This window comes from Arenibaculum pallidiluteum (genome assembly GCF_017355985.1).
Classification (GTDB): domain Bacteria; phylum Pseudomonadota; class Alphaproteobacteria; order Azospirillales; family Azospirillaceae; genus Arenibaculum; species Arenibaculum pallidiluteum.
The window spans coordinates 688464-712567 of the sequence record NZ_JAFIQU010000001.1 but is presented as its reverse complement, the minus strand read 5'-3'; the positions used below and the strand labels follow the sequence as shown (position 1 = coordinate 712567).

Annotated in this window: 20 protein-coding genes; 16 read left to right on the top strand and 4 right to left on the bottom strand. The window is 69.3% G+C overall.

Going from position 1 to position 24104, the window contains the following annotated elements; translation table 11 throughout:
• Window positions 1-491 precede the first annotated feature (491 nt).
• Together JUB13_RS03440 and JUB13_RS03435 are read left to right on the top strand one after the other, a co-directional pair.
• Window positions 492-977, top strand: a complete 486-nt coding sequence (locus JUB13_RS03440; protein WP_207477231.1) for a response regulator — start codon at window positions 492-494, stop codon at window positions 975-977.
• A gap of 944 nt (window positions 978-1921) precedes the next feature.
• The gene (locus tag JUB13_RS03435) at window positions 1922-2599 is read left to right on the top strand and encodes a DTW domain-containing protein (protein ID WP_207477229.1); all 678 of its coding nucleotides are present in this window, start codon (window positions 1922-1924) and stop codon (window positions 2597-2599) included.
• A gap of 17 nt (window positions 2600-2616) precedes the next feature.
• On the opposite strand, the gene JUB13_RS03430 is transcribed toward JUB13_RS03435, so the two are convergent.
• Complete coding sequence (locus tag JUB13_RS03430; RefSeq protein ID WP_207477226.1) at window positions 2617-4284, bottom strand: isovaleryl-CoA dehydrogenase; 1668 nt, start codon at window positions 4282-4284, stop codon at window positions 2617-2619.
• 214 nt (window positions 4285-4498) lie between these two features.
• Here JUB13_RS03430 and JUB13_RS03425 point away from each other — a divergent pair, with 214 nt between their 5' ends.
• Genes JUB13_RS03425 through JUB13_RS03415 form a run of 3 tightly spaced genes read left to right on the top strand, consistent with a single transcriptional unit; the run spans window position 4499 to window position 7718 of the window.
• Window positions 4499-4975, top strand: coding sequence for a (2Fe-2S)-binding protein (locus JUB13_RS03425; RefSeq protein ID WP_207477224.1), 477 nt, complete (start codon window positions 4499-4501; stop codon window positions 4973-4975).
• Window positions 4972-7287 (top strand): xanthine dehydrogenase family protein molybdopterin-binding subunit, encoded by a 2316-nt coding sequence (locus tag JUB13_RS03420; RefSeq protein WP_207477222.1) that lies wholly within the window; start codon window positions 4972-4974, stop codon window positions 7285-7287. Before JUB13_RS03425 ends, JUB13_RS03420 begins: the two co-directional genes overlap by 4 nt.
• Window positions 7288-7304: 17 nt before the next feature.
• The gene (locus JUB13_RS03415) at window positions 7305-7718 is read left to right on the top strand and encodes a hypothetical protein (protein ID WP_207477220.1); all 414 of its coding nucleotides are present in this window, start codon (window positions 7305-7307) and stop codon (window positions 7716-7718) included.
• Window positions 7719-7799: 81 nt separating this feature from the next.
• Here JUB13_RS03415 and JUB13_RS03410 read toward each other — a convergent pair whose 3' ends face one another.
• Window positions 7800-9362 carry a sensor histidine kinase gene (locus JUB13_RS03410; protein WP_207477219.1) on the bottom strand — a complete coding sequence of 521 codons (1563 nt, stop codon included), beginning with the start codon at window positions 9360-9362 and terminating at the stop codon, window positions 7800-7802.
• Window positions 9363-9570: 208 nt separating this feature from the next.
• Between JUB13_RS03410 and JUB13_RS03405 the strand changes: the two genes are divergently transcribed.
• From JUB13_RS03405 to JUB13_RS03390, 4 genes are all read left to right on the top strand, one after another.
• Complete coding sequence (locus JUB13_RS03405) at window positions 9571-10191, top strand: phosphatase PAP2 family protein (RefSeq protein WP_207477217.1); 621 nt, start codon at window positions 9571-9573, stop codon at window positions 10189-10191.
• 88 nt (window positions 10192-10279) lie between these two features.
• Window positions 10280-11545 carry a GAF domain-containing sensor histidine kinase gene (locus JUB13_RS03400; protein WP_207477215.1) on the top strand — a complete coding sequence of 422 codons (1266 nt, stop codon included), beginning with the start codon at window positions 10280-10282 and terminating at the stop codon, window positions 11543-11545.
• Window positions 11533-12279, top strand: coding sequence for a response regulator transcription factor (locus JUB13_RS03395; RefSeq protein ID WP_207477213.1), 747 nt, complete (start codon window positions 11533-11535; stop codon window positions 12277-12279). The genes JUB13_RS03400 and JUB13_RS03395 overlap by 13 nt, the downstream gene beginning before the upstream one ends.
• A 5-nt stretch (window positions 12280-12284) precedes the next feature.
• On the top strand, window positions 12285-13157 hold the full coding sequence (locus JUB13_RS03390) for a glycosyltransferase family 2 protein (protein ID WP_207477211.1): 873 nt from the start codon (window positions 12285-12287) through the stop codon (window positions 13155-13157).
• 28 nt (window positions 13158-13185) lie between these two features.
• Here JUB13_RS03390 and JUB13_RS03385 read toward each other — a convergent pair whose 3' ends face one another.
• On the bottom strand, window positions 13186-14646 hold the full coding sequence (locus JUB13_RS03385) for an MFS transporter (RefSeq protein ID WP_207477209.1): 1461 nt from the start codon (window positions 14644-14646) through the stop codon (window positions 13186-13188).
• 69 nt (window positions 14647-14715) lie between these two features.
• The gene (locus JUB13_RS03380) at window positions 14716-15708 is read right to left on the bottom strand and encodes a magnesium transporter CorA family protein (RefSeq protein WP_207477207.1); all 993 of its coding nucleotides are present in this window, start codon (window positions 15706-15708) and stop codon (window positions 14716-14718) included.
• 273 nt (window positions 15709-15981) lie between these two features.
• On the opposite strand from JUB13_RS03380, the gene JUB13_RS03375 reads away from it, so the two are divergent.
• The 7 genes from JUB13_RS03375 (at window position 15982) to JUB13_RS03345 (ending at window position 24064) form a co-directional block, all read left to right on the top strand.
• Window positions 15982-17100, top strand: a complete 1119-nt coding sequence (locus JUB13_RS03375; protein WP_207477205.1) for a sugar ABC transporter substrate-binding protein — start codon at window positions 15982-15984, stop codon at window positions 17098-17100.
• A 105-nt stretch (window positions 17101-17205) separates the two neighbouring features.
• On the top strand, window positions 17206-18822 hold the full coding sequence (locus JUB13_RS03370) for a sugar ABC transporter ATP-binding protein (protein WP_207477204.1): 1617 nt from the start codon (window positions 17206-17208) through the stop codon (window positions 18820-18822).
• Complete coding sequence (locus tag JUB13_RS03365) at window positions 18815-19879, top strand: ABC transporter permease (protein WP_207477202.1); 1065 nt, start codon at window positions 18815-18817, stop codon at window positions 19877-19879. The genes JUB13_RS03370 and JUB13_RS03365 overlap by 8 nt, the downstream gene beginning before the upstream one ends.
• A gap of 47 nt (window positions 19880-19926) precedes the next feature.
• Entirely contained in the window at window positions 19927-20877 is a 951-nt protein-coding gene (locus JUB13_RS03360; RefSeq protein WP_207477200.1) for an ABC transporter permease, read from the top strand.
• A 2-nt stretch (window positions 20878-20879) separates the two neighbouring features.
• Entirely contained in the window at window positions 20880-21836 is a 957-nt protein-coding gene (locus JUB13_RS03355; protein WP_207477199.1) for an SMP-30/gluconolactonase/LRE family protein, read from the top strand.
• A 54-nt stretch (window positions 21837-21890) separates the two neighbouring features.
• Window positions 21891-22439 carry a GNAT family N-acetyltransferase gene (locus JUB13_RS03350; RefSeq protein WP_207477198.1) on the top strand — a complete coding sequence of 183 codons (549 nt, stop codon included), beginning with the start codon at window positions 21891-21893 and terminating at the stop codon, window positions 22437-22439.
• A 566-nt stretch (window positions 22440-23005) separates the two neighbouring features.
• Window positions 23006-24064, top strand: a complete 1059-nt coding sequence (locus JUB13_RS03345) for a glycosyltransferase (protein WP_207477197.1) — start codon at window positions 23006-23008, stop codon at window positions 24062-24064.
• Window positions 24065-24104: the final 40 nt, after the last annotated feature.

Below are 24104 nucleotides of genomic sequence, written 5' to 3'. Positions count from 1 at the left end.
GCTCCAGCATCCCGGGCCGCCTCTATTCTTCGGGAGACGAGACCCCGGACTTGAGTAGAAGTCCGCCCGCAGGCCGCGGTCGTACTCGTCAGGCAGGGGGCAGGCACCGATCAGCAGGAAGAGGACGGGGCGAGACGCTTCATGCAGGCCTTCGGCCAGGTCCTCGCGATCGCGGCGAGGAACCGGGCTTTTTCCTCGCCGGCGGGCTCCCTCCGTGCCGTCTCAGCAATCTGAACCATCAATGCTGTAACTTCTGGCTTCGGAAGACGCAGGCGTTGTCATGTCTTATCTTCGTTGATGACTTATGCGTAATAGGGTGCTGCTCGGCAAATGCAACGGCATGCTGGAGGCAATTTCGTCGCGGTGCATGATCAAGAATGCCGTTGTTTGGCCCGCTGTTGCCACTGTTAGAGCCCGATTGTCGGGTCGCTGCATCAGGCTGGTTTCCTGAGGCGAGGCGTATGTCCGCGCAAAGCGTTTGATCCGAACGAATGGGTGGCGAACCGCGCATCCAGCGCGGTAAGGTTGTTGCGATTGACGGGCACCAATCGAACCCGCCCTGTGTTGCTTCGGGGATGGCTGTCGTATCCAGGATCGAGCGCATGAAAATAAGAGTGCTAATTGTTGAGGACGATGCACTCATTGCGTTGGGTCATCAGATGGCGGTGAGGGAACTTGGTGCGATTCCAGTTGGAATAGCTGACAGCTACAGAGGCGCACTTGAGCTCGCACGCAGTCAGAACCCGCATGTAGCGTTGGTTGATATGCGACTTCGAGACGGACTGACAGGAAACGACGTGGCGCTGTCCCTGCATTCGAATCTCAGAGTGCTGCCGATCTTTCTCACGGCGAATCCTGCATATGTCTCGCCAGAAGCAAAGGCAATCTGTTTGGCGCTTATCCCAAAGCCTATTCCTTCTGCGACGCTGGCGGCTGCTCTTCGTGCAGCCGCAGCAGCAATCGACACGCAGATTTGAAGCAGCCTTTCTGGTCGGTTTTCTTCTCTTCCTTGGCAGGACGGGGCAAACTGGCTTTGCCTTTCAGGGACCTGGACGGGTAATCGGACGAGGTGACCCAGCGCTCCCGAGAACGGACCGACCTCCAGAGGATGTTCGCAGCCTGCAGCAGCGTCATCCTGGCCTGCATGCCATCCGTGCCAGAATCGGTGTTCGATACGGTCCTGAAATCGACTCGGAGATACCTTGCCGCGTCGCGTCCAGAACTGCGGCGACCCTGAGCGCTGTCTTCAACGCGACGGAAATGCGTTTGCGGGATTCGCCTATCAACTCGGACAGGCTGCTCTAGCTCGGATCCTCTTCATACTTCGTGCTTGGCCCCGAACCCTTGGCGCTATACCGAGCGCCAGAGTTGTATCCGTACATTTCTACCCTAACGGTTCGGGGCCCTGTCGTCGGCTTTTAGCCGGGCAAGGGGTACAGGCCGTCGTCGCGCCCGCGGAATTCCGATGATCTGCTCTTCCATGAATTTCGACCGCTTCATCGTCCGGTCGCTCCTGGTCTGTCGGGCATCAACAGCAGACGGAGGAGCTTTCCGGGTAACGTCACGTGTTCGAACGGTGGCCTGGCGCCACCACCGCGTGACCGTAGCTCCGCGCGGCTGTTGTTCCGCCCAAAGGAGATCAGCGGTGAGAAATCCCTTTATGAGTGCCTGGCTGAGCTGGGCGAACCAGGCCACCACCATGTGGACCAGCGCCATGGTGTCGGCCACCAGGCGCAATCAGGCCGCGTTCGCCAGGGAACTGGCCCGGCCGTCCAAAGCCCCCTCCAAAACCCCTGCCAAGACGGGGGGCGCGAAGCCGACCAGGCGCCCGAAGCGCTGACGGCGCGCTGACGGCGGCTGGGGACGCGGCGCGGCGGGTCGTCTATCCTGGCCACTCCGAACCGCCTTGCCCGAGCCGTCCATGCACCCCGATACATGCCCGACCTGCGGAAAACCCGGCGACATCTGCGTCTGCGGCGCCGTCTCGCCGACTCCGAACCGGGTCTTCCTGCTGATCCTCCAGCATCCCCAGGAGAAGGTCGAGCTGCTGGGCACCGCCCCGATCTCCCGTCTGCAGTTCCCGAACTCCATGGTCAGGGTTGGGCTGAGCTGGCCGAACCTGAAGCGGATCCTGGGGCGCGACGTCGACTACAAGCGCTGGGGTGTCCTCTATCTCGGCCCGGCTCGGACAGGCGAGGGCTCGCGCGCCGAGATCGCCGCGGTGGACAAGGCCGGAAACCCTCTGCCGGACAGCGAGGCGCGACTGGCGGCGTTGGAAGGGCTGATCGTCCTGGACGGCACCTGGAGCCAGGCCAAGACGCTCTGGTGGCGCAACGCGTGGCTCTTGAAATGCCAGCGCGTGGTGCTTCACCCGCGCTTCCGCTCGCTCTACGGAAAGGCCCGGCGCGAGCCCCGGCGCGAGAGCGTTTCGACCCTGGAGAGCGCCGCATTCGCCCTCTCGCGGCTGGAGGGGCAGCCCGCCATGCTCGACAGGGCGCTCGAAACCTTCTCGCTGCTTCTCGACCGGCTCAAGGCAGCGCGCCGGCCGCCCGGAGAGCATGTGCAGGACGTCACGCCCGGCGCCGGCGCGCCGGACTGACCGCCCGGGGCCGCACGTCATGCCGCCCCGGAGAGACGATCAAGGATCGCGTCCGTCACGGTGCCGGCGGGCAGCGTCCCGAAGGCGTGGCCCCAGTCGCCGCCCAGACGCGAGGCGCAGAACGCCTCGGAGATGGCGGCAGGGGCGTGGCGCAGCAGCAGGCCGGCCTGCAGCGCCAGCGCCAGCCGCTCGACCAGCCGGCGTGCCTGAGCCTCCAGCGCCTCCGGCCGGGCGAGCAACTCGCGCGTCGTCCGCACCCAGGCGTCCAGCCGTCCGTCGAGCCCGGCCGCGGCGCCCAGTTCGGCCTCCAGGGCCTCCAAGGCCGCCGGCTCCCGCCGCAGCGTGCGCAGCACATCCAGGCAGATCACGTTCCCCGAGCCTTCCCAGATCGCGTTCAGCGGCGCCTCGCGGTAGAGGCGCGGCATCGGCCCATCCTCGACGTAGCCGTTGCCGCCGTGGCACTCCAGCGCCTCGTAGACGTGGCCAGGGCAGCGCTTGGTCGTCCAGTACTTGGCGATGGCGACCGCCAGCCGGGCGAAGGCGCGTGCGTCCGGATCGGCCTCGCCCTCGTCGAAGGCGCGGGCGACACGCATCACCAGGGTAGTCGCGGCCTCGCTCTCGATCGCCAGGTCCGCGAGCACCTGTCCCATGAGCGGCTGATCGACCAGCCGCCGCCCGAAGGCCGCACGATGGTCGGCGTGGTGCATCGCCCGCGAGACCGCTGCGCGCATCAGTCCCGCCGCCGCGAAGCCGCAGTCCAGCCGCGTGTGGTGCACCATGTCCATGATGGCGGGGATGCCACGGCCGTCTTCGCCGACCATCACCGCCCAGGTGTCCTCGTATTCGATTTCGGCCGAGGCGTTGGAGCGGTTTCCCAGCTTATCCTTCAGCCGCTGGATCCGCAGGGCGTTGCGGGTGCCGTCCGGACGCCAGCGCGGGACCAGGAAGCAGGTCAGGCCGGCGTCCGTCTGCGCCAGCGTCAGGAAGGCGTCGGACATGGGGGCCGAGCAGAACCACTTGTGCCCGGTCAGCGCGTAGCTGCGACCCGGGCCGGCGGAGCTCAGCGGGCATGCGACGGTGGTGTTGGCCCGCACGTCCGATCCGCCCTGCTTCTCGGTCATGGCCATGCCGATGGTGGCGCCGGTCTTCTCGGCCGCGGGGACGCAGCGCGGGTCGTAGGTGTCGGAAAGTAGCCGCGGCAGCCATTCCCCCGCCAGCTCCGGCTGGCGCCTCAGCGCCGGCACGGCCGCGTATGTCATGGCGACGGGGCACAGGACGCCGGCCTCGGCCTGCGTCATCAGGTATCCCAAGGCGGCATGCGCGACATGGCCGCCGGGCCGCCCGGCAGTCCAAGCAAGGGCATGGATGCGGTGTTGGAACGCCGTTTCCATCAACGCGTGATAGGCTGGGTGGAACTCGACCTCGTCGATGCGTCGCCCCCAGCGGTCGAAGGTCCTCAGGACTGGCGGGCACCGGTTCGCGACGTCGCCGAGCTCCATCACCCGCTCGCTTCCAGCTTCCGCCCCGAGATCCGCCAGCGCCGCCTCGGCCCAGGCGGCGCCCTCGCGGCGCACCGCCTCGCGCAGCGCCGGATCGGTGCGCCAGAGGTCGCGCGGCGCGTAGTCGGGCGCTTGGTTCGTCACGCTATGGGTGGACAGCACCTCCGTCGGCGCGCGGCGGGGCATGGCGATCCTCCTCCTCTTCTTTCGGACGATCGTAGCACCGACTGGCCTGTCCGGTCGAAGGAGGCCACGGCGCGCTGGGAACACTCAGATCGGGGTACGCGTTAAGGCGGAACCGGGGCAGGTGCCGACGCCCGCGGCGACACGGGTCGGGCCGGTCGCGCACGGGGATGTGGGCCGGCGGTCCTCCCGATCCTGCGGGAAAGGTCGTACTTCCATGACAAGGCTGATCGTGAACGGTGTCGAACGTCGGTACGACGGCGACCCCGACATGCCGCTGCTCTGGTATCTCCGCGACGAGATCGGGCTGACGGGAACCAAGTTCGGCTGCGGCCAGGCCCTTTGCGGCGCCTGCACCGTCCATGTCGACGGGGCCGCCGCCTTCGCCTGCATCACGCCCGTCTCGACCGTGGACGGGGCGAGCATCACGACGATCGAGGGGCTCTCGGCCGATGGCGCGCACCCGGTCCAGGTCGCCTGGCGCGAGCTCAACGTCGCCCAGTGCGGGTACTGCCAGACCGGACAGATCATGCAGGCGGCGTCGCTGCTGGCGACCACTCCCGACCCGTCCGATGCCGACATCGACGCGGCCATGAGCGGCAATCTTTGTCGCTGCGGGACCTATGTCCGCATCCGCGCGGCCATCAAGCAGGCCGCGGGATCCATCAAGCAAGCCGCGGGAGACCAGAAATGATCCGCGCCCCCTCCGGCCCATCCAAAGGGACAGGTCCCTCCATCGTCAACATCAGCCGCCGCGGCTTCCTGGCGGGCGCCGGAGCGGGCGCCCTGGTCCTGGCAGTCGGGCTTCCCCGCCTGACCAGCGCCCAGGAGCAGAAGGCCTTCGGCGTCGACGCCATGCCGAACGGCTGGCGCGACGATCCCCGGGTCTTCGTCGCGATCGCTCCGGACGGCATCGTGACGGTAACCTGCCACCGCCAGGAGATGGGGCAGGGCGTGCGCACCTCCATCGCCATGGTGGTCGCCGACGAGCTGGAGGCCGACTGGTCGAAGATCCGCGTCGCCCAGGCCCCCGCGGACGAGGCCCGCTTTGGCAACCAGGACACCGACGGCTCGCGCAGCCTGCGCCACTTCTACATGCCCATGCGGCGGGCGGGCGCCGCGGCCCGCGCCATGCTTGAGCAGGCGGCCGCCGACCGATGGGGCGTCCCTGTGGCCGAGCTACGCGCCCGCAACCACGCCGTGGTGCACGAGGCCAGCGGGCGCTCGCTCGGCTACGGCGAGCTTGCTGCCGCCGCCTCGGCGCTGCCGGTGCCCGATCGCGACAGGGTTCGCCTCAAGGATCCAAAGGACTTCCGCTATATCGGGACCCAGAACGTCGGTCTGGTCGACAACTGGGACATCACGACCGGCAAGGCGCAGTACGGCATCGACACGCGGCTGGACGGCATGCTCTACGCGGTCGTCGCGCGGCCGCCGGTCTACGGCGGCAAGGTCGTCCGCTTCGATGCGGCCGAGACCATGAAGGTGCCCGGCGTCGTAAAGGTCGTCCCGATCGACACGCCGACGATCCCCTCCGAGTTCGCGCCCGTGGGCGGCGTCGCCGTCGTCGCGCGCAACACCTGGGCTGCCATGCAGGGGCGCGAACGCCTGAAGGTCGAGTGGGATGACGGCCCCAACGCGGGGTACTCGTCCGACAGCTACAGGGCGCAGCTCGAGCAGGCGGCGCGCCAGCCCGCCAAGGTCGTGCGCGCCCAAGGCGACGTGGACGAGGCCATGGGCCGGGCCAGGAGACGCGTCGAGGCCGAGTACTACATCCCCCATCTCGCCCAGGCCCCCATGGAGCCGCCGGCGGCCGTCGCGCGCATCGTCGATGGGCGCTGCGAGGCCTGGGCCTGCACGCAGGCGCCGCAGGTCACCCGCACCCGCCTGGCCGAGCAGGTCGGGCTTCCGGAGGAGAAGGTGACGGTGCATGTCACGCTGCTGGGCGGAGGCTTCGGACGCAAGTCGAAGCCCGACTACGTGCTGGAGGCGGGACTGCTGAGCAAGGCCATGGACGGGGCGCCGGTGAAGGTGACCTGGACGCGCGAGGACGACCTGCACCACGGCTACTACCACACGGTCTCGGTCGAGCGGCTGGAGGCCGGCCTCGACGACGACGGCCGGGCGGTCGCCTGGCTGCACCGCAGCGCCGCGCCGACAATCGGCTCGATCTTCGCGCCCGACCCCAAGCACGAGCTTCCGTTCGAGCTCGGCATGGGGCTCACCAACACGCCGTTCGACCTGCCGAACTATCGTGCGGAGAACCCGGAGGCCCCGGCCCATGTCCGCATCGGCTGGTTCCGGTCGGTGTCCAACATTCCCCATGCCTTCGCGATCCAGTCCTTCGTTGCCGAACTCGCCCATGCGGCCGGGCGCGACCACAAGGATTACCTGCTGGAGCTGATCGGCCCGCCGCGCCTGCTGGACCCGGTCGAGATCGGCGACGTCTGGAACTACGGCGAATCGCCAGAGAGATACCGCATCGACACCGGCCGGCTGCGGCGCGTGGTGGAGACCGCCGCCGACGGAATCGGCTGGGGGCGCCAGGTCCCGCGGGGACGGGGGCTGGGCCTCGCCGCCCACTACAGCTTCCTGACCTACGTCGCGGTCGCGGCCGAGGTGGAGGTGGCGTCGGATGGAGGGCTCTCCGTGCCGCGGGTCGACATCGCCGTCGATTGCGGGCCGCAGGTCAATCCCGAGCGGATCCGCGCCCAGATGGAGGGCGCGGTGATGATGGGCCTCGGCCTCGTCAGCACGGCCGAGGTGACCTTCAGGAACGGCCGGGCCCAGCAGGACAACTTCGACTCGTACGAACTCACGCGCATCGACAGGGCGCCGGGGGAGATCCGGGTCCACCTGCTGCCGGCGGCGGACCCCAACATGCCGCTCGGCGGGGTCGGGGAGCCGGGTGTCCCGCCGGTCGCGCCGGCCATCGTCAACGCGGCCTTCGCGGCCACGGGCAAGCGCATCCGCAGCCTGCCCGTCCGCGGGCAGCTCGCCGTCTGATCCGAGGAGGGGTTTCCATGAGGACCATCCTGACCGCCGCGACCGCGCTCGCGGCCATGCTCGCCGCCGGCGCGGCCGCGGCCTCGCCCTGCGGGGACCGGATCGCAGCCCTGGAGACGCGACTCGACAATGCGGCGGAGACGTCGATCTCCGCCTCCTCCAGCGGGAAGGGCGTGGCCGCGGCGCGCGAGGGCCAAGCCATGCAGGCCGAGAACGGGAACGCCGGGACCGGCGAGCCCACGGTCCCGTTCCAGGACCGGAAGCAGGAGAAGCAGTCGGCCGAGCAGGCTGCCGCGGCCGGTGGCGGCGGCGACCGCATCCTGCAGGCCAAGGCCACCCTGAACCGGGCGCGCAGCTTCGACCAGGAAGGCAATGCGTCGGCTTGCCAGGACGCGCTGGCCGAGCTGGAAGGCCAGCTCGAAGGGCGCTGATCCGCCTCGTCGGCGAAGGCGGCCGTCAGGATGCGGCCGCCAGGGTACCGCACTCAGGGTAGCGCAGTCAGGGCACCGCTATCAGTGCGCCGCCGTCAGGCGCCGCACCGCGGCATCGAAGGCGTCGGCATGGCGGTCCGTTGCCGGCGCGGTCGGGGCGGCGCGGTGCGGCAGCCGGATCGAGACGCGCGTTCCGGCGCCGGGCGCGCTCTCGATGCCGAATGTGCCCCCCAGCCTTTCGACCAGCCGGCTCGCGAGGGGCAGGCCGAGACCGAGGCCGCCGTGCCGGCGCGTGGCGCTGGTGTCGGCCTGGCCGAAGGCGGACAGGCATCGGGGAAGGTCGGCCGGGGAGATGCCGGGACCGTCGTCGCAAAGCGTGATCTCGACGCCGTCCTCCGAGCCCGGCCGGATCGCGAGGGTGACCTCGCCGCCGGGGCTGGTGAACTTCACGGCGTTCTCGATCAGCTTCGAGAGCGCGACGCGCAGCATGCGGCCGTCGGTCTCCACCGGGGCGAGGTCGGGCGCGATATCGACAGTCAGCCGCAGGCCCTTGCGCAGGGCCGCCGCCTCCAGCGCCGGCAGGAGCCCTCGGACCAGTCGCGCAAGGTCCGTGGCGGCCATGTCGGGCGCATCCGCACCGCTCTCGGCCCGGACGTAATCGAGCACGTCGTTGACGAGCTCCAGCAACCCGCGCGCCGACATGATGATGTCTTCGGCGTAGTCCGGCGAAGCCGCCGGGGCCTTCGACTGCGCTCCGGCGTCGCGCATCACTTCGGCGAAGCCGATGATGCCGTGCAGCGGGGTGCGCAGCTCGTGGCTGACCTGCATCAGGAAGCTCGACTTCGCCTCGCTCGCGGCCTCGGCGCGCGCGATGTCGGCGGTCAACCGCAGCATGCTCTCGTTCTGGCGTCGGACGACCCTGCTTCCCGTGGTCACGATGACGAGCGCCAGCAGGTACATGAGCAGCAGCGTCAGTGCCGTGATGCCGGACTGGACCAGCAGGTTCCAACGGGTCAGGCGCTTGAAGGGGGTGACATCGGAGTAGATCTCGAACACGTGGGACACCGCGTCCCCGTGGGGATAGAGGCGCACCGGGACGTAGCTCGACACGATATCGCGGTCCGAGACCGCGCCCTCGAAGGCATCGAACTCGTTCCTGAAGGTCAGCGCGCTCGCCGGGCGCCCCTGCACTGCCTGCCGGAAGCCGGCATTGGCGCCCTTGTCCTCGCCGATCTGGCTGGGGTCGCTGGAGTAGATCGTCAGACCGAGGTCGTCGTAGATCTTCACCTTGACGATCGACGTCTGCTGGACGGCCTTGCGGACGAGCGCGTCGAGCGCCGCCGGCCCCACGGCACCTTCAGTGGAGCGGCGCGTATACGCGCGCAGATCGGCCTGCAGGATGTTCGACAGCGCATGGGCGAGGGCGATGTTGCTGTTCTCGGCCTGCGCGCGGAGCTGCCCGACGGCCCAGTAGTCGTGCATCGCGACGAAGGCCACGAGCCCGCAGGCGAAGACGATGCCGCCGGCGGCGGCGAAGATCCGTGGGAGCGACAGGGCGTTGCGCGCCGCCCGCGCCGGCTTTCGGCGTGCGGCGGTGCTGGCCTCGGCATTCGATCGGCCCGCTGGGGGCGCAGAAAGCCGCATGTTCGCACCACTCCGCGACAGTCAGATGGCCCGTCCCGGTGCCGGGGACACCGCCATCACACCAGCGAGTGACTAAATAAATATGAATGAAATTCAAACTTTTCCCGTCGCTCCAGCCTTGCCTGTGCCGCCGTGAACCTTCGGGCAGTCGGACGGGTTTCGCATGCTGCGGGCGGCGCCGGGCCGTCCGGAACAGGGGGCGGGATCCATGACGGCGCTGCGACGGGGCGTGGCCGGTACCGCGATTGATGCGGTCATGCGGCTCGATGCAGCGACGCGTGTCTCGTGCCTGGACAGGGCCGGCGCCCTGGGCCCGCTGATCGCCCTCGGCCGCTACGGAATCAAGCGGCACGTCCTGATGCCGGGCTTCGCTGCGCTCTGGCTGCTCGGGCGCGAGCGCAACAGGCCGAAGCTGGAGGCTGCCGGCCGGCTCGGGCTCGTCTCGGTGGTCGGCACCGCGCTGGCCATCGATGCGGTGAAGCTCGCAATGGGCCGCGAGAGGCCGGACGCGGGCGCGGGACCGGATAGCTGGCGGCGTGGCGTGCGCTCGCGGTCCTTCCCTTCTGGCCATGCCGGCACCGTGTTCGCCGCAGCCACCGTCGCGGCCATCATGGCGGAGGACGTGGCCCTGGGGGGGACCGCCTACGCCACCGCGATGCTGCTGGCCTGGAGCCGCATGCTGTGCGATCGCCACTGGCTGTCCGACGTGGTCGCGGGCGCCGCCCTGGGAACAGCGGTCACCCTGGGCGCGCGGGCGGCGCTCCCGGAGCTGGACCCTCCCGCCGGCGGGGAGGCCGGCGGCGTTGGGCGCGCCGTCCCCGTCCCCTGAAGGCCCCCTGAGGTCGCCCTCCGAGGAGGGACTATCCAGCATGCCCCTTCCGGGCGCATCATCGCGGCCAAAAGCCAGGAGGGGATTGGTGGTCTCGGCGGATCTCGACGACGCGACGGTGATCACGCGCCTGCTGGAGATCTCCCGCGCGATCGCCGGCCTGACCGATGGCGACGAGATCCTGGCCGCGCTGGCCGCCGCGATCCGGCACCTGATCCCGCACGACCATCTCGACATCGCGCTGGTCGAGGAGCGGGCCTGGATCCACCGGGTCTACGAGGCCGGGCTGAAGACCGGCTGGAGCCGTCCGGGCGCTGCACCGCAGGACATCGCCCGCAGTCCGATCCGCGCCGTGCTCTGGGGGCAGGAGCCATTCCTGCTGACCGACGACGCGCTGGAGGACCCGCGCTTCCACTTCCAGGGAGCGCATGACGAGCCGATCTTCACGCACCGCCTGCGCAGCCGCATCCACGTGCCGCTGCGCGTGCAGGGCGACATCATCGGGGCGGTTAGCATCAGCGCTCATGACTCGCACGCCTATCACGGCCGCGACCTGGTCCTGGCGCAGCACTGCGCCGACCTGATCGCGCCCTATTTCTGGGCCATGAGCCGGGCCGAGCAGGCGCGCCGCGCGGCGGTGGCCGAGGCGCAGGCACGCACCCGCAAGGAAATCCTGCGCCAGGGCGTTCTGCGCCTGACCGAGGGAATGGAGCGCGAGCGCCAGCGCATCGCCATGGACATCCACGACCAGACGCTGGCGGACCTGGCCCGGATCGCCCGGGCCGTCGCCAAGCTGCGCGAACGCGGGCCGGCGAGCGACGCGGACCTCCTGGCCGTGGAGCGGGACGTCGCCACCTGCCTGCACGAGCTGCGCCGCATCGTCGAGGACCTGAAGCCCGGCGTCCTCAATGTCTTCGGCTTTGTCGAGGCCGTCGAGGCGCTGCTGGCATGGCAAGCCGGCGATCCCGACGCCGGCGACGAGGCGGCCTGCCGGTGGGAGGTGCGGGACCACAGCGGCGGCGCCGTCGACCGCCTGCCGGACACGGTGCGCACGGCGCTGTACCGGATCGTCCAGGAGGCCATCAACAATGCCGTGCGGCACAGCGGCGGCAGCTTCGTCGCCGTCCGCGTCGCGCAGGCGGAGGACGGTATCGCGGTGTCCGTCAGCGACGACGGCATCGGCCTGCCGGACGGAAAGCTGCGCGGAGCCACCGGCGGTCTCAGCCACATGACCACACGGGCCGAGCTGATCGGGGCGGGCCTGTCCATCGGCGCGGGCCCCTCCGGTCGCGGGGCGGCTGTCACCATCACCTTGCCGAGCCGGCGCGAAGGGCCAGCACCATGCGCATCCTGATCGCCGAGGACGACCCCCTCCACCGGGCGTTCCTGCGCACGACCATCGAGCAGATGCTGCCCGACGCGGCGGACATCCGCGAAGCAGCCGACGGGCAGGCCGCCATCTCCCTGGCGTGCGAGCACGCGGCCGAGGCGGCGGTCCTGGACCTGCAGCTTCCAAGCATCTCGGGCGCCGAGGCCGCAAAGGCGATCTGGCGCAACGATCCCACGGTCCGGATCCTGTTCTGGTCGAACTACGCCGACGAGGCCTACGTGCGCGGCGTGTCGAAGATCGTGCCCGCCCAGGCGGTGTACGGATACGTGCTGAAATCGGCCTCCGAGGAGCGCATGCGCTATGCCCTGCGCGGCATCTTCCTCGAGGAGCAGTGCGTGATCGACCGTGAGGTCTGGGGCATCCAGCAGCGCACGCGCAACCGGCGCGAGGCCCTGACCGAGCTCGAATACGAGGTGCTGGTGGACGTCGCCCTCGGCCTCACGGACAAGGCTATCAGCCAGCGCCGGAACCTGTCGATCCGCGGCGTCCAGAGCCGGCTGCACAGCCTTTACGAGAAGCTCGGCCTGCATGACGCCGCGCAGGGCGAGAGCGAGGGCGACGCGGTCTTCAATCCGCGTTCCCGCGCCGTCTTCATCGCGTTCTCGCGCGGGCTTCTGAATGCCGACGCCCTCGCCAAGGAGGATGCGCGCCTCTCATCGCGCGGCGTCGCCGGGCCCAGGACCGGCGCCCGGCGGTGACCGGCATGTATGCGGGCAGCATCATCATCCCCCTGCACGACCAGGCTCCGTGGGTCGCTGCGGCCCTGGACAGCGTCGAGGCCGCGATACGCTTCCACAACGGAAGGGCCGGGCTGCCCCGCGGCCGGTTCCGCGTCGTCGTGGTGGACGATGCGTCCGGGGACGGCGGCGCCGACGCGGTCCGCGGCTGGGCGGCGGCACCGAGGGAGGACCTGGAGCTGGTCCTGCTCTCCAATGCCCGAAACCTGGGGGCCTCGGCCACCCGCAACCGCGGCGTCGCGGCCTCCATGGGCGAGCTTCTGTGGTTCCTGGACGCGGACGATGCCTATCTGCCCTGCCATCTCGCCGTCGGCGCGGCGGTGCTGGAGCGGAACGCGGATGTGGGGGCGGTGCGCTCCGGCGTCGTGGTCGAGGGCCGGTCCGTGCATCCCGGCTGGCTGCCTGCCATCGCCGCCACGATCCCGAACACCCTCTGCGTGCGGCGCGCCTGCCACGATCTCGTCGGCGGCTGGCCCGAGCATGACTGCTTCCGGCGTGCCGGCGGCGAGGACGGCGCCTTCGATGCCATGCTCTGCCGCGCCTTCACCATCGCGCGCACCGACGCGCCGACGGCGCTCTACCGCTGGCGCAGCGGAAGCAGCCTCGACCGTCAGGCTGCCAAGCTCCAGGCGCCGCCCGAGGAGCGCCAGCGCTTCATGACGGAGGAGCTGGCCGGCCCGCGCGGGCCGGACTTGGCCGAGGGCATGAGGGTCACCGCGGCGCTCGTCCAGGAGGTCGCCGGGATTTGCGCCGCCAACCCGCATTTCCGGCCGCCGACCAATCCCGGGCCGGAGCCCTATGGCTTCGCGTTCGACGTCCCTCCGGAGTGGCTGGAATGATCCGTCGGCGCGCCGAGGGGGCGAGCGCTCACTCCGCGGGGTGGGGCACGGCGCTGATGGGACGGGCGACGCTCTCAAGCGCGCGGCGCTCAGCGGATACGCCGATCAGCAACTCGATGCCCGCCGCCGCGAGCATCAGCAGCGCCGCGATCAGGTACCCGATGACGACCTGGCCCGGATCGCCGGTCTCGATCAGCCGGCCGAAGAACCACGGGGCCGCGACGCCGCCCAGCAGCGTTCCCAGCGCGTAGAACAGCGCGATGGCGGTCGCCCGGGCCTCCAGCGGGAAGCTCTCGCTGACCGTGAGATAGGCAGAGCTGGCGGCGGCCGAGGCGAAGAAGAAGATCACGCTCCAGGCCAGCGTCTGCGTCGTCGCCGTCAGGAAGCCCTGTACGAACAGGTAGCCGGTCGCGGCCAGCAGCACGCCCGAGAGGGCGTAGGTTCCCGCGATCATCGGCTTGCGGCCAACCGTGTCGAACAGCGGGCCGAGGATCAGCGGGCCCGTGAAGTTTCCGACGGCGAAGGGCAGGATGTACCAGCCCACGGATTCGCTAGCGACGCCGTAGAACCGCGTCAGGATCAGCGCATAGGTGAAGAAGATCGCGTTGTAGAAGAAGGCCTGCGCGATCATCAGCGACAGTCCCAGCAGCGAACGGCGCCTGTATTCCGTGAACAGGACGCGGGCGACCGCGAGCATCCCGGTATCCGTGCCGGTGTGCAGGCGGATCGCGCGCCCCTCCGGCCTCGGCAGGTCGCCTCCCGCTGAACGGCGGGCATGGTCCTCGATGCGCTGGACGATGTCCTCGGCCTCGGCGATGTGCCCGCGGATCATCAGCCAGCGCGGGCTCTCGGGCAGGAATCTGCGCAGGAAGATGATGACCACGGCAAGCCCGCCGCCGATCGCGAAGGACAGGCGCCACCCCATGTCGGCGGGCAGGAAGCCGGGAGCAAGCAGCACGATGGATCCCATCGCGCCGAAAGCCGCGCCGACCCAGAAGCTGCCGTTGATGCCGAGGTCGGTGCGCCCGCGGTAGCGCGCTGGGATTAGTTCCTGGATGGCCGAGTTGATGGCCGCGTACTCGCCGCCGATCCCCGCCCCGGTCAGGAACCGGAACAGGGCGAAGCTCCAGAAATCCCAGGCGAATGCGTTCGCAAGCGTCGCCGTCGAGTAGACCGCCAGCGTGATGTAGAACAGCTTCTTTCGGCCCAGCCTGTCCGTGAGATAGCCGAAGAACAGCGCGCCGAGGACCGCCCCCAGGATGTAGGCCGCGCCGATCGCCCCGATGTCGCTCTCGGAGAAGCGCAGCGCCGGACTGTCCTTGAGCGCGCCCGCGATGGCGCCGGCAATGGTGACCTCGAGCCCGTCCAGGATCCAGGTGATGCCCAGCGCCGCCACGACCAGCGTGTGGAACCGGCTCCAGGGCAGCCGGTCGAGGCGGTTCGGGATGTCCGTCTCGACGATGCCCTTGAAAGCCCGGCGCCTGTGCATCCGATTCTCCGCGTCATCGCCTTTCTCGGAGGAGCAACAACCGGTGCCGCCGCGCGTCCCGCGAACCGCCTAGAGCCACTTGCGCCATTTGAAGAACATGTATGGGCCAATGGCGGAGAGCACCATGAGCAGCAGCGCCCAGGGATAGCCGAGGTGCCAGCCGAGTTCCGGCATGTGCTCGAAGTTCATGCCGTAGATGCTGGCTACGAGCGTCGGCGGCATGAAGACGACCGCGATGACCGAGAACAACTTGACGATGTTGTTCTGCTGCATGCCGACGAGGCCGAGCGTCGCGTTCAGCAGGAAGTCGACCTTGCCCGAGAGGAAGGTGTCGTATTCCCTGAGCGCCGTGACGTCCTGCTCGAGCGCGATGACCTTCCGTCCGAGATCGCCGTCGGCCCCCTGATCGCCTTCGCTGCGCAGGAAGGTCGAGAGCCGCTGCAGCGTCTGCAGGCTCTCGCGCAGGCGGAACACGACGTCATGGGCGTGCCCGACATCGTCTATGAGATCCTCGATGCGTCCCCCGGCGCGCGCCGCCTGCCGTCCCTGAGCCTGGGCGTTCGAGTGCCGGAAGATCTCGCGGCTGAGACGGTCGAGGTCTCCCCCGACGCGCTCGAGGATGTCGGCCGCACGGTCGATGATCGTCGCGAGCAGGCCCACCGCCACCTCGGCAGGATGATGAACCTCGATGAGCCCGCTCTCGCACCGGTTGCGGAAGATCTCGATGGATTGCGGGGTATCGTAGCGGACAGTGATCAGCAGGGCCCCCGAGAGGACGAAGGTGACGGGGACCGTCGCGGGATCGCGGCTGTCGGATCGCGCGACGACGACCGCCGTCATGTAGAGGGTGCCATCCACGCGGTAGAGCCGGCTCGACGTCTCGATCTCCGCCATCTCCTCGCGCGTCGGGATGTCGATGCCGAGCGCCCGCTCGAGCGCCAGCTCCTCCTCGCGGGTCGGTCCAATCACGTCCATCCAGATCACGTTTGGCGGTATCGCCCGCGCCGGGTCGACGGAGACGGGAGCCAGGCGCCCCGCCTCCGCCGTGTAGTAGTCGATCATGCGATGTCTCCTCGTGCCGTCTGATCAACGCACGGGGTGCTTCCGGGCTCCCGAACGGGAACGGCACCGCGGCACGGGGTTTCCGACCAGCCCTGCGCAGACCGTGCGAATGCACAGTGCAACCTGTGGGATCCCGCACAGCAATTGGCGGGGATGATTGTTGGATGGCCAAGCGGCGCGTCTATACTTCACGGCGGCGAAGGAGCGAGACATCCGCCCCCGCGCGTGATGGCCGCGACCGGAGTCCTAAGATCAACGGGGAGGATACCGGCAATGCTTGGTAGACACGTCGCGCGCGCCGCCGTGGTCGCTGCGGCCCTGGCCTGGGCGGGATCGGCCGCCGCGGGCCCGAAGGTGGTCTCCGGTCCGGGCGAGGATCCCAAGTGTTTCAAGCCCTGGGACCAGAAGACCGGATACCTGCAGTGGACGGCGCGCAAGCCGCCTTTCCGGGTGGCGCTCGTCAACGGCTTCGTCGGCAACACCTGGCGCATCCAGATGGTCCAGACGGCCAAAGCCTTCGCCGAGGATCCCTCGGTCAAGCCGCTGATCAAGGATTTCCGGGTCGTCTCCACCGGCACCGATGCCGCCGCCCAGCTCGGCGCCATCGAGGATTTCATCAACCAGGGCTTCGACGCGATCATCACCATCGCCGTCAGTCCCACCGGCTTCGACCGCGTGATCCGGGCGGCCAACCGCTCCGACGTCGTCCTGGTTCCCTTCGACAACGTCCTCGACACCAAGGACGTAATGCAGGTCAACGAGGACCAGCTCGAGATGGGCCGCATCCACGGCCGCTGGATCCTCGAGCAGGCCGGAAAGTCCGGAACCATCCTGGAGGTCCGCGGTCTGCCCGGCAACTCGGTCGACCGCGACCGGCACCTGGGCTTCCGCGAGGTTCTGGAGGCCCCGGGCAACAGCTACAAGATCGTCGAGGTCGTCGGCAACTGGGACGACGGCACGGCGCAGAAGGCCGTCGCCGACGCGCTCTCGGTCCACGGCAAGTTCGACGGCATGTTCGTGCAGGGCGGCACGACCGGCGCCGTCCGTGCGCTGATCGATGCGGGCCACCCCATGATCCCGGTGTCCGGCGAGGCCGAGAACGGCTTTCGCAAGCTGATCGCGGAGAAGAACATCAAGGGCCTTTCCGTGGGGCAGTCGCCGGGCCTGGTCGCCATCGCCATGAAGGCCGCACTGTCTGCGCTGCAGGGCAAGGTGATGCCGCAGCTCGTCTCCGTGCCGATCCCCATGGAGAGCTATAAGACGCTGGCCGCCGGCAAGAACTACTGGCCCGAGCTCGGCGACAACTTCTTCACCGGCAACGCCTTCCCGGATTGTGGCGTGAACCTCTCGGCAACCGAGATCATGGCGCAGACCAAGGAAGACAAGAAGTAATCGCTGGAGCGGCGGGGCCGGCATGTCCGGCCCCGTCCCGCAGCCTCCGGCGCGGCCAGGCAGGCTGCCGCCGGCAGCAGATCTCCCGCAGCCAGCCCAGGCCAAATGACAAGCATCGCGCCGCCACTCCTCGGTCTGTCTGCCGTCTCCAAACGCTATGGCGGGGTGCACGCGCTGCGTGGCGTCGACCTGGAGGGCAGGGCCGGCAGCATCCATGCCGTGCTTGGCGAGAACGGGGCCGGCAAGAGCACCCTCATGAAGATCGTGGCGGGCGTGGTCCGGCCCGACGAGGGCCAGATCCGGATCGACGGGCGCCCGGTCGCCTTCGCCTCGCCCAAGGATGCGGCGGCCCAGGGCATCGCCTGCATCTTCCAGGAGCTGTCGCTGGTCCCGGACCTGTCGATCGCGGACAATATCAGCATCACCAACCCGCCGCGGCGCTTCGGGTTGATCGACAGGCGGGCGCAGCGCCGGCGCGCCGAGGAGCTGCTGGCGCGCGTCGGGTGCGAGGACATCCACCCGCTGTCCCTGGTCAAGGACCTGCCCCTGTCGCGCCGGCAGATGGTCGAGATCGCGAAGGCCCTCGGCCGCGACCCTCGGATCCTGATCCTGGACGAGGGCACCTCTGCACTGACCGGCGGCGACGTCGAGCGCATCTACGCGATCGTGCGCCGGCTCCGGGACGAGGGCGTCCTGCTGCTCTACATCTCGCACCGCATGAACGAGATCCGGGATCTCGCGGATCGCTGCTCGGTGTTCCGAAACGGCGCGCATGTCGAGACCTTCGACACTGACGCGCGCAGCGACGACGAGATCGTGCGCATGATGGTCGGACGGGACATCCACACGGTCTTCCCGCCCAAGCGGGCGGAGGCCCGTGCCGGCGCGCCGGTCCTGGAGGTGCGGGGGCTGACCTGGGCGGAGCGCCTGCGCGACGTGTCCTTCGCGCTCCATCCCGGAGAGATCGTCGGGCTCGGCGGGCTCGAGGGCCAGGGCCAGCGCGAGCTGCTTCTGGCGCTGTTCGGTGTGCTGCGCGGCGTCGAGGGCGAGGTGTTGGTGGACGGCGTGCCGCGCCGGATCTCTGGTCCCGGGCAGGCGAAGTCCACGCCGATCGGCATGGCCCTGATCCCCGAGGACCGCAAGACCGAGGGGCTGATGTTGCCGATGTCGGTGGCCGACAACGTCACGGCCGCCTCGCTGTCCCGGCTGCGCCGCGGGCCCTTCATCGATGCCGAGGCCGAGCGCCGCAGCGTCGAGCGCATGGTCGAGCGCCTGCGGATCAAGGTCGACGACGTCCGCCGCCCGGTCTCCACCCTGTCGGGCGGCAACCAGCAGAAGGTCGTCATCGCGAAATGGCTGCTGAACGAGCCCCGGATCGTGCTGATGAACGATCCGACGCGCGGCATCGACGTGGGCACCAAGCAGGAGATCTACCAGCTCCTGCGCGACCTCGCCGATGCCGGAGCGGCGGTCCTTCTCTTCTCCACGGACTATGCCGAGCTGATCGGCTGCTGCGACCGGGTCCTGATGCTCTACGAGGGAAGGGTGGTGCGGGTGCTCGAAGGCGGGGAGATCGACGAGATGAACCTGGTCGCCGGCGCCTTCGACCTGTCTCTCGCCGCGCCGCCGGCTGCGGCGGGCGCGGCCGACGGAGGCCGAGCCCACGTGGACGGGGCGCGGAGCGATGCCGCCCGGGTGGACGCGCGAGGATCCCATGTCTGACCTGCGCCTGCGCCTTGCCCAGAACCGGGGGCTCATCGGCGCGATCCTGATGTTCGCGCTCCTCTACGGCCTCTATTCCGTCCTGCACCCGCGGGGCGGGTCCGGGCCTCTGCTGGTCCAGAACGCCAACGAATCCTTCGCCCTGGTGCTGGCCGCCATGGCGCAGACCCTGCCGGTCCTGACCGGCGGGCTGGACCTCTCCGTCGGTCCGCTGATGACGCTGGTCAACTGCCTGGCCTCGCAAGTGCTGAACGGCGGCCCGGCCGATCTCGCGCTCGGCATCGCCCTGTGCCTCGGGGCGGGGCTGCTCGGCGGTTTCGTGAATGGCTGCCTCGTGGTCTACGGGCGCGTGCAGCCCATCGTCGCGACGCTCGCCAGCGGCGCCGTCTTCACGGGGATCGCGCTGCTGCTGCGCCCGACCCCGGGTGGCGAGATCGACAAGGACCTGTCCTTCGGCCTGACCTATGACCTTGCCGAGCTGGCCGCGACCTTCGGCCTGTTCGACGACGGCAAGGCACCATGGTTCGCGCCCTTCGCGGGCCTGCCGACGCCGGTGCTGCTGGTCGTCGCCATCGTCGTCCTCGTCTGGCTGCCGTTCCGCGCGAGCGTGACGGGGCGGGGCTGCTACGCGGTCGGGTCCTCGGAGGGGGCGGCCTACATGTCGGGCATCGCGGTCGACCGGTCGCGCCTCGCGGCCTACATGCTGGCGGGGCTCTTCGCCGCGACGGCCGGGCTCTACCTGGCGCTGCAGACGGGATCCGGTAATGCCGACGCGCCACAGGCCGCCGCCTATACCCTGAACTCGATCGCCGCGGTGGTCATTGGCGGGACCTCCCTCTTCGGCGGCTCCGGAGGGGTGGTCGGCTCCATCTTCGGTGCGCTGGTGCTGCGGGCGATCTCCTTCAATTTCCGGGTCTTCGACCCCGGCTCCTGGCTCGGGGCGCTGGCCGACCCGCTGCTGCAGCCCTTCGTCGAGGGGCTGGTGCTGCTGCTGGCCGTGTCCCTGGGCGCGGCGCGCGTCCTGCGGGTGCGCAACCGCCTGCATCTCTTCGGCTAGGGCGGATCGCGCGAATCCGCTCGGACTTCAACGTGTTGGGAACGACGATGCGCCTTGCGCTGCCCACCTTCGACAGGCCTTCGCTGCTGGCCGCCGGGTCGATCCTCGTGATCCTCCTGGCCGGCTCGGCCTATACGCTGAGCATGGGCGGCGCCGCGACCTTCCTGACGCCGGGATACCTGCTTCAGCAGCTCCAGATCGCGTCCTTCCTGGGGCTGATCGCGGGCGGGCTGATGATGGTGATCCTGCTCGGCCACATCGACCTCTCGGTCCCGTGGACGCTGACAACGGCGGCCGTCATGGCGACGGCGGTCGGCGGGCCCGCGGCCATCCCGCTGGCGCTGGCCATCGGCTGCGCGGTCGGGGTGGTCAACGGGCTCGGCGTCGCCTATCTGCGCGTGCCTTCGATGATTTTCACGTTGGGCGTGAACACGGTGCTGCAGGGGTTGATGGTGCTGCACACCGGCGGCTATGCGCCGCAGAGCCAGGCCACCCCGCTGATGGCCTTCCTCGCGACCGGTCGGGTCCTCGGCCTGCCTGCGGCCGTGCTGGTCTGGATCGCGGTCTCGGCCGTGCTGGTGGTGATCCTGACCCGCACCCCCCTGGGTCGCGCCATCTACGCCGTCGGCAACCGCGAGGCCGCGGCCTACCTGTCGGGCATCGGCACCAACGCCGTGGTGATCACCTGCTTCGCCCTGTGCGGCATCTGCGCGGCGCTCGCGGGATGCATGCTCGCCGGCTACTCGGCAAAGGCCTATCAGGGCATGGGCAACGCCTACCTGCTGCCGGCCATCGCGGCGGTGGTGATCGGCGGGACCCATGTGCTCGGCGGGCGAGGAACCTATACCGGGACAGTGCTGGGAACGATCCTGATCGTGCTGCTGCAGAGCGTGCTCTCGGTGATGCAGATGCCCGATGCCGGACGCCAGATCATCTACGGACTCGTGATCATTGCCATGCTGCTCGCCTTCCGGCGCGCCGGCGGGACGGAGGGCTGAGCATGCACGATCCCAGCATGGAGACTCCCATGGCCGAGCCGGTGACGGCAGCCGCGAACGTTGCCCTGGCGGACGACCCGCGCTTCCGCAGCCTGGTATCGCCGGAAGCCCGGCTGCGACGGCTCTTCGGCGGGCTGTCCTGGGCCGAGGGGCCGGTCTGGTTCGCCGAGCACGGGATGCTGGTCTGCAGCGACATTCCCAACGACCGGATGCTGCGCTGGATCGAGGGGGTCGGGGTCAGCGTCTTCCGAGCCTCCGCGAACTTTCCCAACGGGAACACGCGCGACCGCCAGGGGCGGCTGGTCACCTGCGAGCATGGCCGGCGCTGCGTCTCCCGCACCGAGCCCGACGGCCGGGTGGTCGTTCTTGCCGACGCCTACCAGGGCCGTCGGCTGAACTCGCCCAACGACGCCGTCGTGGCCTCCGACGGGGCCATCTGGTTCACTGATCCACCCTACGGGATCCTCAGCGACTACGAGGGCCACCGGGCCGAGCCCGAGCTGGACGGCTGCCACGTCTTCCGCCTGGATCCCGCCACCGGCGAGCTGAGGATCGTGGCGGACGACTTCGTGAAGCCGAACGGCCTAGCCTTCTCGCCGGACGAGCGGACGCTCTACGTCGCCGACAGCGCCGCATCACACGACCCGGCGGCGCCGCACCACGTGCGGGCCGTCGAGCTGATCGACGGCGTTCGGCTGGGGCGGAGCCGCGTCCTGGCCGATATCGAGCCCGGCGTGCCTGACGGCCTGCGGGTCGACCTCCAGGGCCATGTCTGGATCTCGGCGGCCGACGGTGTCCACTGCTATGCCCCGGACGGGACGCGGCTGGGCCGGATCCGGGTGCCGGAGACCGTCGCGAACCTGACCTTCGGCGGTGCTCGGCGCAACCAACTCCTGATCACGGCGACGACCAGCGTCTACGCGATCGGTCTCGGCTGCCGCGGTGCCCAGGTGCCCTGAAGACGGCAGGCGCCGGCCTTCCGGCTCCGACCGGCGATCAGGTAGGCTGGACGCATGTTGCCGATCATCAGAACCCGGCGGCTCATCCTCCGGCCGCGTGACCTGCGGGACCTGGAATCCTGCATCGCAATGGATTCCGATCCCGAGGTGATGCGCTATGTCGGAGGAATGCCGGCGGACCCGCGCACGCACGCGGAGTGGCTGGTCCGCAGGATCGGCACGGTGTTTCCCGCAGGGCTCGGCTACTGGTCGCTTGTCCCGGAGGAGAACCCCGCCGGATTCCTCGGCTGGGTCTGCCTGATCCCCGCCGACGACGCGGATTCCCGTTCACCCGCGGAGATCGGCTGGCGGGTCGTGCGGCAGGCCTGGGGCAGGGGCTACGCTCCCGAGGCCGCCGCGGCGCTGCTGCGGCACGCCTTCGGCACGCTTGGTCTCGACCGGGTGATCGCAACGGCCCATCCCAGCAACACGCAGTCGTTCCGCGTCGCCGAGAAGATCGGCCTCGCCCCCCTCGGGGATAGCGACTATTTCGGCGAGCCCTGCAAGCTGTACGAGGCTCGGCCCGATTCGGAGCCGGTGCAGCCCATCGCGCCGATCGCCTGAACTCCCGCACGTTCGATCCTCCCGGTTTCGCGGAGCACGCGGCTGTCGGGCTGAGCATGGCCATGTCCGCGCGGCGCCTGGAGGAAGACCCGAAGACAGGTCTCCGTCACCCGATGAGGCATCGGCGCCACTGTGGAAGTGTCGGTCGGAACGATGCGTTCGCGCCGGAAACGCGGCGACCGCCGCTCTACTGGCAGGGCGCCGGCAGCAACGGGAGGGCTGTGGCAGGCGCGCGGTATTGCGATGCGTGATCGGGTAGTCTTTGCGCTGGCCGGTGGGGCGCCGTTCGAACGCCAGCCAGGGCTACTCACCCAGCCGGTGCTGGCCGCGCCCATGAATACAGCGAAGGAGGCATGGAAACTTGCGGCTGCTCGGTTCCGTGCTTCCGTTTAGCCTTCTGCCGAGGTTTTTCGCATTTGCCATCATGATAATGTGACCGCCGCTCTACTTGTGGCTGCCTATGGGGGCTTTCGATGGCTGCACCCGCTGGGCCGGCGCTTGAATCCGCAATGCACTCACATGACGTGAGCGAGCCTCTGTCCGCTTTGGCTTGGCCTGCCTACTCGATGGAGAAGCTGAACCCGTACCAGGGTCTGCTTTATCGGCGGATCAGCTCGTTAGGCATCAAGGTAAAGGAGCTCTCCTACTTCAGCTTCATCAAGGAACGGCCAGATGTCATCCATCTTCACTGGCCTGAGCGTGTCACCTGGGTCCGGCGCAGCCTCAGATTTGCCCGGCCGCTCCTGGTTCCGACCCGTGCCCTGTTGCTGCTGGCGGGCCTCCTGACGATGCGGGCCCGCGGGAGCCGTGTCGTCTGGACGGTGCACAATATGTCACCTCATGATGCCGGTGCGATCGGGAACGGGCTCTGGCGTCTGTATCTGCGGCTGCTCTCGACCCAGATCGACGGCGTGATTTCGATGAGCGAGCTGGCGGCGCGCACGCTCCGCGCGGAACACCGGTACCTCGCGAACAAGCCGCATACCGTGATCTGGCATGGTCACTACCGAGAGGTGCTGGGGGCCGGCCTCGACAAGACGCAAGCCCGGCTCCGGCTCGGGCTGCCGGCCGAAGGGCGGATCGTCACCTTCGTCGGCCAGATCAAGCCCTACAAGAATGTCGACACGCTTGTCCGCTGCTTCCGTGAGATCGAGGGCGACGACCTTCGGCTCCTGGTGACCGGGCTGCCCCGGGACGACCGTCTCCGCGCCAGCCTTGTAGAGCTTTCCGCCGGGGACCCGCGCATTCGGCTCGACCTCCGCTTCGTCGGGAACGATGTTCTGGAAACCTGCGTGCGGGCCGCCGACCTCGTCGCACTTCCGTATGCCGAAGTCCTGAACTCCGGATCCGCGCTGCTGGCGCTGTCCCTCGACCGGCCGGTGCTTGTGCCGGCCGCAGGCAGCCTGGTGGAACTGGCCGAGGCGGTCGGGAGAGACTGGGTCAGAACCTACGAGGGACCGTTCACGGCCCAGCATCTGATGCAGGCGCTGGACTCGTCCGGCAGGGTCGCCGGGCGCGCAGCCCCGCTCGAGGCGTTTGAGTGGGACACGATCGGCGAGCAGACGATCCGCTTCTACCGAAGCGTCGGCGCGCGGAGCCGGCGGGGCGGCAATCCACAGAGGTAGAAGCTCTCGGGCTCATACCCGTGGCAAGCGTCCTGTCGCG